At 70.0% G+C, this 12,918-nt stretch carries 11 protein-coding genes; 5 read left to right on the forward strand and 6 right to left on the reverse strand.

The genetic code is table 11. The features are described 5' to 3' along the window. Positions 1 to 234: 234 nt before the first annotated feature. Positions 235 to 438 carry a cold-shock protein gene (locus tag ACWDX7_RS00005; RefSeq protein WP_030162033.1) on the reverse strand — a complete coding sequence of 68 codons (204 nt, stop codon included), beginning with the start codon at positions 436 to 438 and terminating at the stop codon, positions 235 to 237. A 238-nt stretch (positions 439 to 676) separates the two neighbouring features. Between ACWDX7_RS00005 and ACWDX7_RS00010 the strand changes: the two genes are divergently transcribed. Both ACWDX7_RS00010 and ACWDX7_RS00015 read left to right on the forward strand, forming a co-directional pair. Then, positions 677 to 1,540 (forward strand): menaquinone biosynthetic enzyme MqnA/MqnD family protein, encoded by an 864-nt coding sequence (locus ACWDX7_RS00010; RefSeq protein ID WP_451489061.1) that lies wholly within the window; start codon positions 677 to 679, stop codon positions 1,538 to 1,540. A 298-nt stretch (positions 1,541 to 1,838) separates the two neighbouring features. Continuing rightward, complete coding sequence (locus ACWDX7_RS00015; RefSeq protein WP_451489060.1) at positions 1,839 to 6,296, forward strand: FtsK/SpoIIIE domain-containing protein; 4,458 nt, start codon at positions 1,839 to 1,841, stop codon at positions 6,294 to 6,296. Positions 6,297 to 6,580: 284 nt separating this feature from the next. Here the strand turns inward: ACWDX7_RS00015 and ACWDX7_RS00020 are convergent, their stop codons facing one another. Genes ACWDX7_RS00020 through ACWDX7_RS00030 form a run of 3 tightly spaced genes read right to left on the reverse strand, consistent with a single transcriptional unit; the run spans position 6,581 to position 8,820 of the window. After that, a complete protein-coding gene (locus ACWDX7_RS00020) occupies positions 6,581 to 7,105 on the reverse strand; it encodes a hypothetical protein (RefSeq protein ID WP_451489059.1) in 525 nt (174 codons plus the stop codon). Positions 7,106 to 7,144: 39 nt separating this feature from the next. Continuing rightward, on the reverse strand, positions 7,145 to 8,104 hold the full coding sequence (locus ACWDX7_RS00025; RefSeq protein ID WP_451489058.1) for a hypothetical protein: 960 nt from the start codon (positions 8,102 to 8,104) through the stop codon (positions 7,145 to 7,147). A gap of 59 nt (positions 8,105 to 8,163) precedes the next feature. Then, positions 8,164 to 8,820: a hypothetical protein gene (locus ACWDX7_RS00030; protein ID WP_451489057.1), complete on the reverse strand. Its 657-nt coding sequence runs from the start codon at positions 8,818 to 8,820 to the stop codon at positions 8,164 to 8,166. A gap of 159 nt (positions 8,821 to 8,979) precedes the next feature. On the opposite strand from ACWDX7_RS00030, the gene ACWDX7_RS00035 reads away from it, so the two are divergent. Then, positions 8,980 to 9,240, forward strand: coding sequence for a hypothetical protein (locus ACWDX7_RS00035; protein WP_451489056.1), 261 nt, complete (start codon positions 8,980 to 8,982; stop codon positions 9,238 to 9,240). Positions 9,241 to 9,315: 75 nt separating this feature from the next. On the opposite strand, the gene ACWDX7_RS00040 is transcribed toward ACWDX7_RS00035, so the two are convergent. Continuing rightward, entirely contained in the window at positions 9,316 to 9,576 is a 261-nt protein-coding gene (locus tag ACWDX7_RS00040) for a WXG100 family type VII secretion target (protein ID WP_451489055.1), read from the reverse strand. 197 nt (positions 9,577 to 9,773) lie between these two features. Between ACWDX7_RS00040 and ACWDX7_RS00045 the strand changes: the two genes are divergently transcribed. After that, on the forward strand, positions 9,774 to 10,349 hold the full coding sequence (locus tag ACWDX7_RS00045) for a hypothetical protein (RefSeq protein ID WP_451489054.1): 576 nt from the start codon (positions 9,774 to 9,776) through the stop codon (positions 10,347 to 10,349). 51 nt (positions 10,350 to 10,400) lie between these two features. On the opposite strand, the gene ACWDX7_RS00050 is transcribed toward ACWDX7_RS00045, so the two are convergent. After that, positions 10,401 to 10,646, reverse strand: a complete 246-nt coding sequence (locus tag ACWDX7_RS00050) for a hypothetical protein (protein ID WP_451489053.1) — start codon at positions 10,644 to 10,646, stop codon at positions 10,401 to 10,403. A 77-nt stretch (positions 10,647 to 10,723) separates the two neighbouring features. On the opposite strand from ACWDX7_RS00050, the gene ACWDX7_RS00055 reads away from it, so the two are divergent. Then, positions 10,724 to 12,916, forward strand: a complete 2,193-nt coding sequence (locus ACWDX7_RS00055; protein ID WP_451489052.1) for an alpha/beta hydrolase — start codon at positions 10,724 to 10,726, stop codon at positions 12,914 to 12,916. Positions 12,917 to 12,918 lie beyond the last annotated feature (2 nt).

Raw genomic sequence — 12,918 nt, forward strand, 5'->3', positions numbered from 1 at the left:
GCCGGCCCCGCGCCGGGCGGCGGGGGGGCCGCGGGCCCGCCCCCCCCCGGCCCCCCCCCCCACCCCCCCCCGCCCCGGCCCCGCTCACAACGGTGCCGGGGCCGGCGGCGTTTCCCCGCCCCCCACGCCGGGAGGCAAACGGCAAAAGGCAGGAGCCCTGCCGTTCTGCTCGCGCAGAGGGGACAGGGCTCCTTGGGTACTGCTATCCAACCGCGATGTGGTTGGCCCAGGCGACTAGGCCGGGGTGACGTTCTCCGCCTGCGGGCCCTTCGGACCCTGCGTGACGTCGAAGTTCACCATCTGGTTCTCCTCAAGGGAGCGGAAACCAGAGGCGTTGATCGCGGAGTAGTGGACGAAGACATCCGGGCCGCCGCCGTCCTGGGCGATGAAGCCGAAGCCCTTTTCAGCGTTGAACCACTTTACGGTTCCGGTAGCCATGAGCCCTCCTATGGGCCAAAGGGTCGCCCTGCTCCAGAACCTGCTAAGAAGTCTGAAAACTACAAAAGCCTGCGGGTTACATGCTCCGCAGGCCTCGTACTGCAAGGGAAACCAAACTGCAACTTGCGGACGAGCGTAGCACGCACCCTCGGGACGAGACCAGAGGCAAAGATCACGTCACTCGGACGTTTGAGACCCGGCCCGAGGCTGACGTGGATCCGGGGGCTAGTCTCGCGATGTGGACGTCAATCGCAGCCGGCCCCGCGTCGGCCACATCCAGTTCCTGAACTGCCTGCCCCTCTACTGGGGCCTGGCCAGAACCGGCACGCTGCTGGACCTGGAGTTGACCAAGGACACCCCCGAGAAGCTCAGCGAGAGCCTCGTGGCCGGGGAGCTGGACATCGCCCCGATCACCCTCGTGGAGTTCCTCCGCAACGCCGATCAGCTCGTCGCCTTCCCCGACCTCGCGGTCGGCTGCGACGGCCCCGTGATGTCCTGCGTGATCGTCTCCAAGGTGCCCCTGGACCGGCTCGACGGCGCCCGCGTCGCCCTCGGCTCCACCTCCCGTACCTCCGTACGCCTAGCCCAGCTGCTGCTGCGCGAGCAGTACGGGGTCCGGCCGGACTACTACACCTGCCCCCCTGACCTGGGGGTCATGATGCAGGAGGCAGACGCGGCCGTACTGATCGGCGACGCCGCGCTGCGCGCCTCCCTGCACGACGCCCCCCGCCTCGGCCTGACCGTGCACGACCTCGGGCTGATGTGGAAGGAGTGGACCGGGCTGCCGTTCGTCTTCGCCGTCTGGGCCGCCCGCAAGGACTACCTCGCCCGCGAGCCCGGCGTCGTACAGAAGGTCCACGAGGCCTTCCTCGCCTCCCGCGACGTGTCCCTGGAGGAGGTCGCCAAGGTGGCCGAGCAGGCGGCCCGCTGGGAGGCCTTCGACGCCGAGCTGCTGGAGCGTTACTTCACGACGCTCGATTTCCGCTTCGGGCCCGAGCAGTTGGCGGGCGTACGGGAATTCGCGCGCCGCACGGGACCGACGACGGGATACCCCGCAGACGTCACCGTGGAACTCCTGCGCGCGGCCGTCCCGGACCACTGACGGAATGGCCGTCCGGATCACCGAGGTGCGGGCGGCGGTGAGCCCAAAGCCCGGAACGGGTCGATATGCCGTTTCCGGGTATTCCCGCCGCTTTCGCCATCCCATAACCCCCGGCTAACCCTGGGCAGCCCCTCGGCTAACCCTCGCCGGGCCCCCGGGGGAATGCGCGGGGCAATAGCCGCGGCCGCGACCCGGGGGCGGCTGTACCGGTGTGCCTGCCCAGCCACTAGCCTCGGTTGATCAGCGAACACCGAGCGGGTGGGCGGCGCGCTGCGCGCCGACGATAAGGGGACGGGTCATGCGGGTCCTGGTGACGGTCGTACAAGGGGGGATACCCCCGCAGGACGTCGTGGTCGACGCCGACGAGTCGGCGACGGCTCAGGACGTGGCGCAGGCGGTGGCGTCGGCCTTCGGAGCCGCTCACCCCGGCCTGCCGCCGGGCCGCGCCCGCGAGGTCGTCGTACCGCTGCACGGCGGCCCCGCGGGGCAGCCGTCCGCCGGGCCGACCCTGTGGGCGGACGGCCAGCGGTGCGCGCCGGGCGCGCCGGCCGCGGGGATCCTGCGCGACGGAATGCGGGTCTCCGTGGACGACGCGATCGGCCCGCTGCTGCGCGCGGGCGAGCCCGTCGGCCGCTACGAGCTGCGGGTATCGGCCGGTCCGGCCTCCGGCAGGGTGGTCCGCCTCGGCGTCGGCACGGCGACCATCGGCTCCGCCCCCACCTGCACGCTGCCGGTCGCGGACCCCGCGCTGGCGCCCGTCGCCGCACGCGTGACCATCGACGTCAAGGGGAACGCCACCCTCCAGGCACCGGAGGAACCGGCCGTCCTGCTCGACGGGGAGGAAGTAAAGGGCGAGGCGCCCTGGCCGCTCGGCACCTTCCTGCGCGCCGGGGACTCGCTGTTCGTGCTCGACCACGTCGCCCAGCCGGACGCCCACCTGTCGGCCACCGGCGAAGGCGGCCTCGCCTACAACCGCCCGCCCCGGCTGTCGCCGCTGCGGCCCCGGCCCCGGGTCGTCGTCCCGGTCATGCCGTCCAAGTCCGAACGGGCCCGCTTCCAGATGATCGCGGCCTTCACGCCGATGATCTTCGGTCTGGTGATGTTCGCCGTCACCAAGCAGATCTACATGCTGCTCTTCTGCGCGATGACCCCGCTGATGATGTTCGGGCAGTGGATCAGTGACAACCGCGAGGGCAAGAAGAAGAACAAGACCTCCATCAAGCAGTACAAGAAGGACGTCGCCGCCTACGAGGCCGAGCTCGACCGGCTCGGCAAGCAGGACCAGGTCTACCGGCGCGCCGACAGCCCCGACCCCGCCGAAATCCTGCTGTTCGCCACCGGCCCGCGCCGCCGCCTGTGGGAGCGCAGGATCACCGACGTGGACGCGCTCCAGCTGCGGGTCGGTGTCGGATCCCTCCCGGCCGACATCGAACTCGCCATGGCCCGCGGCGGATACGCCGAGGACAAGCCGGAACTCCCGCTGCTGGCCGACGTACCGGTCAGCCTGTCCTTCGCCGAACTGCGCGTCGTCGGCGTCGCGGGAGACCGCGCCCGCGCCCTGGCCACCGCGCGCTGGCTCGCCGTACAGGCCGCCGTGCTGCACAGCCCCCGCGACCTCTCCCTCGTCGTGCTGTCCTCCCAGCGCGAGGCGGGCGCCGACTGGGCGTGGGCCCACTGGCTTCCGCACACCTCCCCCCAGCTCGGACAGGACTGCGTAGCCCTCGTCGGCTCCGACTCCGAGGCCATCACCCGGCGCGTGACCGAGCTCCTCAACGAGCTCGCCCGGCGCAAGGCCGCCCGCGAGGAGCACAGCTCCCTGAGCGGCGGCATGGCCCCGGACCCCTTCGTCCTGCTGGTGCTCGACGGGGCGCGGCTCCTGCGCCGGGTCCCCGGAGTGCCGCAGCTGCTCCAGGAGGGGCCCGAGTACGGGATCTTCGCGCTCTGCGTGGACGAGGACGAGCGGGTGCTCCCGGAGGAGTGCTCGGCGGTCGTCGCGTGGAGCTTCGAGTCGCCGACCCGGGTGCGGCTGCACGGCAGCGGGCTGGAGGCCGTCGGCGAGGTGCTGGCCGACCAGGTCGGGCCCGAGTGGTGCGAGCTGCTCGCCCGCTCCCTCGCGCCGGTGCGCGACGTGAGCCGCGACGACGCGGGCGGCGCCCTGCCCACCGCGGCCCGGCTGCTGAACCTGCTGGGCATGCCCGACCCGACCGGCTCCGACATCGAGAAGATCTGGCGCGCGGGAGGCTCGACCACCGCCGCGCCGATCGGTGTCGCCGCCGACGGACCCTTCGTCCTGGACATCCGGCGGGACGGGCCGCACGCCCTCGTCGCCGGTACGACGGGCGCGGGCAAGTCCGAGCTGCTCCAGACGATCATCGCTTCGCTGGCCGTCGCCAACCGGCCCGACGCCCTCAACTTCGTCCTCATCGACTACAAGGGCGGCAGCGCCTTCATGGACTGCGCCCGCCTGCCGCACACCGTCGGCATGGTCAGCGACCTCGACGCGCACCTGACCGAACGGGCCCTGGCCTCCCTGGCCGCCGAACTCCACCACCGCGAGACGATCCTGTTCAACGCGGGCACCAAGGACATCGAGGACTACAACGACACCCGCAAGCTCCGCCCCGAACTGGAGCCGATGCCCCGCCTGGTCCTCGTCATCGACGAGTTCGCCTCGCTGGTCGCCGAGCTGCCCGACTTCATCGCCGGCCTGGTCGACATCGCCCGCCGCGGCCGCTCGCTCGGCGTGCACCTGATCCTCGCGACGCAGCGCCCGGCCGGTGTCGTCAGCGCCGACATCCGGGCCAACACCAACCTGCGCATCGCCCTGCGCGTGACCGACGGCACCGAATCCCAGGACGTCATCGACGCCCCGGACGCCGGCGCCATCGCCAAGTCCACCCCGGGCCGCGCCTTCGTCCGCTCCGGCGCGCAGTCCCTCGTGGGCGTGCAGTCCGCCCGCATCGGTGGCCGGCGCCCGGCCACCGGGAACAGCGGCCCCAAGGCGGAGCTGATCCCGCTCACCTGGGCCTCGTACAGCCGCCCGCTGCCCCGCGCGGCCGGCGCGGACGACGACGGCACGATGGTCACCGACCTCGCCGTGCTCGTCGACGCCGTCCGGGCGGGCTCGGACGCCATGGGCTTTCCGCCGCCGCGCAGCCCGTGGCTGGAACCGCTGCCCCAGCACGTCACGCTGGAGGACCTGCCGCCCGCACCGGCCGAGAGCGCGGCGCACGGCGACGTGCCGCCGATCGGGTACGCGCTCACCGACCTGCCGGCGCGGCAGAGCCGCGCCGCCTTCGCACTCGACCTGGTGGGCGGCGAGCACACGATGCTGGCCGGCGGTGCCCGTTCGGGGCGGTCCACGGCCCTGCGCACCCTGGCCGGCGCGCTGGCGCGCGGCAGCGACCCCGGCGACGTCCACGTGTACGGCATCGACTGCGGCTCCAACGCCCTGCTGCCCCTCGTACGGCTGCCGCACGTCGGCGCGGTCGTCAACCGCGACGAACCGGACCGGGTGCGGCGGCTCATCGACCGGCTGCTGACGGAGATCAGCAGGCGCCAGCAGCTGCTCGCCATGGAGGGCGCGTCGAGCGCGGCCGAACAGCGGGCGGCCGCCGCTCCGGAGGACCGCCTTCCGTGGATGGTCCTGCTGCTGGACAGCTGGGAGGGCTTCGTCTCCTCCTTCGAGGCCTACAACTACGGCCAGCTGATCGAGATGGTCCAGCGGATCTTGCGCGAAGGTTCGGCGGTGGGCCTCAAGGTGGTCATGACGGCCGACCGCAGCGGCCTCAGCGGCATGGTCGCCTCCGCCTTCGTGGACCGGCTGATCCTGCGCTTCGCCGACCCCAACGACTACGCCGTCGCCGGCATCCACCCCCGCGAGGTCCCGAAGAACATGGGCCCGGGGCGCGCGCTGCGCATCACCGACACCGGCATCGACGAGACACAGATGGCCCTGCTCGACCCGGACCCCTCCGGCCAGGCCCAGGTGCGCAGGCTGCGGGAGATCACCGAGGAGGTGCAGGCCCGGTACGGCCGGATCCCGACGCGCCGCCGCCCGATGCGGGTCGACGCCCTGCCCGCGCGGATCACCGCGCAGGAGGCGCTCGCCCTCGACCCGGAGTTCACCGCGCCGTCGCCGCTGTGGGCGCTGCTCGCGGTCGGCGGGGACGAACTGGCTCCCGTTGGCATCGACCTGGAGGAGGCCGGCCCCGGCTTCGTGATCGCCGGGCCCCCGAAGTCCGGCCGCTCGACGGCCCTGGTGTGCGCGGCGGAATCCCTCCTGGCGGCGGGCACCCCGCTGGTGCTCATCACCCCGCGGCGCTCGCCGCTGCGGGACCTGGAGGGACACCCGGGGGTCCTGGGCGTCCTGAACGCGGAGAGCCGCGAGGACGACCTGAGCGACCTGACGGAGCAGGCGGAGGGGCGCCCGTACGTGGTGGTCGCCGACGACGCCGAACTGCTCTACGACACCCGGCTGGACGAGGCGCTGGAAGCCCTGCTGCGCAAGGGCGCGGACGGCGGCCTCGGCCTCCTGACGGCCGGCACGACGGACGCCCTCGGCTCGCAGTACCGCGGCTTCGTGGTCGCGGCGCGCAAGTCGCGCAACGGCATGCTGCTGACCCCGCAGAGCACCCAGGACGGCGAACTCTTCGGCATCCGCCTCCCGTCGAACACGGGCGGCGGCTCAGCCGGCAGCGCCCTCCTCGCCTCGGGCGGCTCCTTCATGCCGGTCCAGGGCGTGATGCGCGGCTGACCGCCGGGGTCCGGCGCTCCCGGGTTCCGCGCGGAACCGCACGCGGATGCGGTGGACGGGCGGGCGGAGGGGCGGACGTTGAGGACGAGCGGCCGCTCCACCGTTCCCACGACGAACGTGTGGACCTGCCTCCAGTCGACCGGCTCGACCGGCGGCTGGGCTTCGCGCTGGCGGTGCTGCGCGACGGGAGCCGGAAGGTGGCGGAGGGGGCGGATCAGTAGACGGATGGGTCGCCTCCGCCCGTCCGCCCGTCCGTCCGTCCGTACACCGATCAGCGGCGCGGCTCAGTAGGCGACGCCGGTGGCCCTGGCCAGGGCGGTCAGGAAGGCCGTCCGGTCGTGGGTGGCGATGGTGAGGCCCTTGCCCTCGCGGGTGGTGAGCACCACCGTGTCCATGCCCATCGGGACGGCCCAGCCGCCCCCGACGAGCCGCGGTGCGTTCCACTGCGTTTCCCGCAGGCCGGGAATGCCGTCGATGTTCGACGCCGACGCGGCATAGCGCGTGGCCATCCCCGGCACCGCCTGCTGGAGGGCCACCTGGACGGAACCGGGGTGGATGGCGGCGAGGGGGAACCGCTCCCGGCCGACGCGCAGGATGCCCTGCGCCGGGTCGATGCGGATGCGGTTGTAGATCCGCTTCGAGATCGGCACGCCGAGGCAGGGCAGCAGGAACAGCAGGAAGAGGGCCGAGACGGCCAGCCACGACCCGGTGTCCTCCGGGATCGAGTCGACGCCCATGGCGATGACGCCGGCCAGATAGAGGCCCAGGCAGATGGCGGACCAGGTCCTCGGAAGCTTTTCGACGTACACGCGCTCTCTCTCCGTTGGTCTGGGGCGGCCGGCGGGCGACTACCGGTTGACGGCCTGGATCTCCTGGACCGTCACGTCCTGGGAGGTGCCGAAGGTCCCGTTGGGGAGCTTGCCGCCCCCACCAGTGCTGCTGGTCCACGAGACCTCCCAGGTCACCGTGGCCTTGAGCTTGTGCGGGCCCGTACCGCTGGTGGAGCGGAGGTAGGTGACGCCGCACGGCGGGTCCTGGTTGGCCTTGTCCGGGCTGAACGGGGCTCCGATGCTGCCGTCCGGGGCGATGGCGCAGACCCCGCCGGCGGGGTGGAGTCGGGCGTCAGCCGTGCCGGGATCGAGTTTGAGGGACACCGGACGCGCGGTGGTGGTCGCCCACAGGCCGGAGTTCGGGATGCTCGCCGTCACGGAGACGGGCTTGAACGTCGACTTGTCGAGCCAGGTCCACGTGGGCAGGTTCACCGTGGACTTGTCGCCGGGCTTCATGGTGATCGTGGTGTCGGGCAGCCGCAGCTCGTCGTACGCGTACTCGGCGAGGACCTGCGGGCTGACGGCGAGCGGCTCACTCGGGGTGGCGCCGTTGTCCACCCAGAACGGCAGCTTGTCGCAGGAGGTGGCCTCGGGGTCGTCCTTGCGCTTGGGGTTCACCACGGACGCCCAGAACATGCCCTTGCCCTGCTTGTCCAGGTTGTAGTCCTTGTAGGGCGTGCCGTCCTTGTAGTACCCGTTGAGCATCGTGGCGAATACGTCACCGAAGATCGGCAGGCCGTCGATGGCCTTGACCGTGGACTCGATCTCCTTGGGGGAGAAGGCCGGCTCGTACCAGCACGCCGGGGGAGTCCAGTTGCTGTCCTCGGAGCTCAGCGTCCCGGTCTTGGTGGAACCGGAACTGCCCGGGGTGCTGACCTGGATCTTGGTGGTGGCCGTGATGTTCTGACCGCTCTTGCCGCCGCTTCCGGTGCCGCCCTTGGACCCTCCGGGTCCGGCCGCGTATGAGGGGGAGGGCATCGCTGTCAGAAGGAGTGTCGCGGTCAGACCGACGGTGGCGGCCGCGCTCCTGCGTCCGGTCATCGGGTGCACGAGGCGGCTCCTCGCTCCGAGAAGCCGACCACGCTCTGCCAGACGCCGTTCTCGTTCTTGACCAGTCGGTAGTTGTAGAGCACGAAGTGGTCCTTGCCCTGGGACTGGTCCTTGTGCGGCTTGCCCGTCTTGCGGTCCGTGTTCACGGCCTTGGTCTCGTCCGCGCAGTAGACGAGCGTGGCGGTCTTCTCGTCGACGAGGTTCACGCGACGGTTGAAGTAGCGCGTCGTACCGGTGAAGCTCATTCCGGCGTCTACGAAGCTCCGGACCCACTGGCCGGTGTCCACGAGGACCTGATCCTTCTCGTAGACCCGCAGCGCGGGCGCGTTCGGGTCTCCCTTCAGGATGGCGTCGCTGACGGCGTCGACCCGCCGGGCATCGTCGGCGAGGACCTCGTCCTTCTTCGGGTCGCCGGTCTGGCCGCCCTCGAAGACGTTCTTCACGTCCGCGGGCAGCGTGATCTTCGGGCGGTTGGCGTCGGCCGGATTCGAGGAGGTGGCCGGGGCCGAAGCGGAGGGCGATCCGCTGTCGACGCCGGGGATCGTCTTGTCCGCCGGCGGCTTCGAGCTGCCGCCGCAAGCGGTCACCGTCAAGGAGAGCGAGGCGGCGAGGGTGGCGAGGCCGACCCTGGTTCGCGCGTTCATGTTCAACTTCCGTAACGTTTGCTACAGCTAGGTCGTAGGCTCATCCGATGATGGCATGAGGGCCACAGCGGCAGCCGTGGGGGATGGCGGAGGCGACTGGACCACCCGGCCCCGTCGATATGCTGGGACGGTTGTTTCACGACAGCGGGGGAGGCTGCCATGGGTAACCCGGACATCAAAGAACTCAACCAGCGAGCTGGGGCCCTGAGGGCCCTCGCCGACCACATCGAAAAGATGATGGACGCGCCGCGCACCTTCAGTACGGGCGAGATGAAGACCTGGGAAGGCCCGAACGCCACCGACGTGCGCGGCAAGTTGAACACCTGGCGCACCACGTGCGGCACGGTCGCGAAGTCGCTCCGCGAAGAGGCCCAGACGAGCGCCGATGCGGCCAAGGACCTGCAGGACAAGAAGAAGTGACCTACGACCGCGGGGCGTGCACCTGAAGAAGGTGGACGCCCCGCCGCTGTAGGTGACCCCGGTCCGCAGAGCGGATCAGGTCGCGCGCTCGATGTTGTCCGCGCTGGTGGACGCCGACTTGCTGGCGTCGTTGAGGGTGTCGACCCACTTGGAGAACGTCCCGCGAGCGGTCTCCCACTCCTGGCGGAACTGGTCCGACTTCGGACCCTTCCAGTAGCCGGTGCTACCGGAGGTCGACGAGTTGAGGTCACTGATCAGCGTCTGCAGGTCGCCGGCCCGGCGGCTGAACAGCTTGGCCAGTTCCCTGAGCTGCTTGATATCTGCGCCACGATCCATGGCGGCCCTCCCCGTGTAACTGTGAACGACGGACGTTCCGTTCGCATCAACGGACGCTATCGCAACCTTAGGCGAAAAGGATCCCCCTTCCGAACACGCATCCGTGACTATGCTGACCTCGTAGGGACCACGCTGGCGGCCCCGCACCGCCTCCACCGGGTGTCGGTGACCGACGGAACCAAGGCGGTGACGAACAGTTGCGTACCGGAACCATTCGAAAGATCTCGTACGCCGTCCTCGTAGCGGCGGCGCTCTCCGGGTGCTCCATGCTGCCCGGTTCCGGGTCCGAGTCGGGGCCGGAAAAGGGTGACGCGACCGGGCCGACGTACCAGGAGGCGATGGACGCCATGCTCCCGGGCGTTCGGGCGGCGATGCAGCCTGCGATGCCGGGCATCGAGCCCCAGGAGGGCGGGAACGGAAACACCGAGTGCGGAGGCCCGGACTACCTGGACGGCAAGGACGCCAGCAAAATCGTGTCCTCGCACGTCATCTCACTGACCGGGCCGGCCTCGGATCAGCGCTCACCCGAGGAGCTGACGAACGCGGTGGTGAGTCAGCTCACAAGCCAGGGTGGATGGCAGGTGGAGCAGCGGGGAGACAACGGTCTGGCCGGGCACCCGGGCGGAGTGCTCAAGCACGTGAAGAAGCCCGGTGCGGGGACGGTGCTCGTCTCGGCGTACCACTTCAAGACGACGTCGGGTGAGGCCATTCCCAAGCTCTACGCCAATGTCGTGACCGACTGCCTGCGCAATCCCGACTGGCAGAAGGGCTGAAGGAGAGGGGGAGGGCCGGCGTGCCGCGGCTCACCGGAACCGCGTGGTCATTCAGTCGGGCTGACTTCCGGTGCCCTTGTCCTTCTGCTTGGCGGCTTCCTTGTCCAGCTCGCCGGCCATCGTTCCCAGGCGCGTCTTCCGAGTGGCGAGCTCCCCGCGGACGTGCGTCGCGTTGGGGCCCTGCCATTGCTCGCCCGCCTTGGCGTGCCGGTCCGCCGCGATCTCGATGGGCTCGTTGAGCAGTGCCCTGAGATCGTCGGCCAGCTTTCGCAAATCGGCTGCATCCGTAGCGCCCATGCCAAATCCCCCGTATCTGTGCTCCGTTGGCTGACTCGCTGGTCATCGAAGAGTTTGCAGTACTACGATACGCAACTATGGCCATGGTTTTCGCGGATCCAGAGATGCTCGAACGACTGGCGAAATCGCTGGAGAGCAAAGCCAACGCGATTCCCCAACTGAGGAGCAGGGCGTCGGCACTGGATGTCGCGGGCCACGTCGCTGGACTGCCTGCGATCGCGAGCTGGCTGGGTGACACGGCGAAGGACCTCCGGCGCCGCGCGAACATCCTCAAGTCCCCTTCGGAATCGCCCTTCGCCTCGCTCGCGGCCTTTGGTCTGCCTCCCGGTGTGGCCGGTGACCCGGGGGCGGGAAAGAAGCTCCAGACCGACTTGAAGGCCATCCTCGAAGCCCAGAAGAACGGCACCCCGCAGCAGCGCGCACAAGCGGTCAAGGACTATTTCGCCAAGCTGACCCCGGCCCAGCAGGCGGCGCTCGCCGCCACGGATCCGCTTCTGGTCGGCAATCTGGACGGCGTCCCCGTCAACGTCCGGTTCGCGGCGAATAGGATCACGATCCAGTCGCAGTACACGAAGGAAGCCGCCTACCTGGCGACGCTCAAGCCCACCGATGCCGCGTACAAGCGCACCAAGGAGCGCGTCGAGACACTGCGGAGCTTCCTGACTCCCCGCATCAAGTCCTACCAGGACCCGAAGACGGGTCAGGACATGAAAGTCGAGGTTGCCCGGCAGTTCCTGGTCTTCGACCCCCATTTCGGTTCCACCGCCGATGCCAAGTCCTCTCCCTTCCCGGACGGCCGGATCGCCGAGGTCGTCGGGGATCTGGAATCCGCGGACAACGTCGCCTTCAGGGTGCCGGGAATCACCAACCGGCTCGACAACTTCAACGGTTTCACGAAGGGCGGCTACGAGCTGGTCGCCGACGCCAATGGCAACGAGCGACCGGATTCGGCCGTGGTCAGTTGGCTTGGCTACGACACGCCGGAGCTGGGCGACTCCGTGGACCCGGCCAAGGCGTTCACGGGCGGGGCGGCCCTGAACGCGTTCCGGCAGGGCATATCCGTCAACCTGAAACCGAATGCCGGGCTGGACATATTCGCCCACAGCTACGGGACCCTGGTCACGAGCAAGGCGTTGCAGGCGGGCCTGACCAATGTCGACAAGGTCACCTTCATGGGCAGTCCGGGTCTCGGGCCCAACATCAACTCCGTCGCCGACTTCAAGATGCCGAACACCAAGTTCTTCGCGATGCGGGCGCCCGGCGACTGGGTCTCGTACACGCAGGGACACGGCAAGGACCCGGCGGACTTCAAGGACATCACCCGTCTCGGAACGGACGGCGCGAGCGGCCATTCCCAGTACTACGACGCCAAGACCGGATCGCTGGACAACATGCACCGGATCTTCTACGGCGGCGACGCGCAGCCCCTGACCCGGACCAGCACCACCCTGGACGACGAGCAGATCGGCGCGGCCGAGGCGCGGGAGATGGTCGGGTTCCTGCACGCGAAGGTTCCGCCCGACGTGGTGGTCAAGATGGGCGGGGAGCTCGACGCGGCCGTGCAGGCCCACTTCGCGGGGCGGACCGGGGTGAAGGACCTGCTGGTGGAGGTCCACACCGTGCTGGGCAAGCACAACATGCTGGACCGGGTCCCGCCGGACCAGCTGTTCGGGAAGATCAACGGCCTCGCGGGCAACCTGGCGTACAAGGAGACGTACAAGGCGGTCAAGGACAAGGGCGCCCCCGACTTCGTCGCCGCCGCGGCGGGCAGGTCGGCGCAGGTCGCCGCGCAGGGCACCCTGCACGCGCTCACCTGGCCGGTCGTGAAGGCGCTGGAGGTCGACCGGATCGCGAACAACGTGAACCAGCTCGGTGGCGTGCTGGACCAGGGGGCCAGGGAGGTCGGCGGGCACGTCAGGGAGCTGGGCACGGAGCTCGGCAAGGACGGCGCACGGATCTACAACGACACGGCGGAACTGACGGGCGGGCTGTTCAAGGACGGCGGGAGGGTCGGCCTGGAGCTCGGCGACACCCTCATCCGGCCGTGGAACGCCGGGGAGAACGTCGGCGACATCTGGAAGATCGCGGACGGTGCGAAGGACAAGATCTACGACAAGGTCCCCGACATCGCCGGCGGCCTGAACGACGCGAAGAACACGCTCGTGGACAAGGGCGGCGACATCGCGCGGTCCACGGTCGAGCACGGTGGCAAGGCCCTGGACAAGGGCAAGAACATCGTGGAGGGCGTGGGCAAGTTCATCGGTCTATAGGG

This window comes from Streptomyces sp. NPDC003034 (assembly GCF_053591375.1).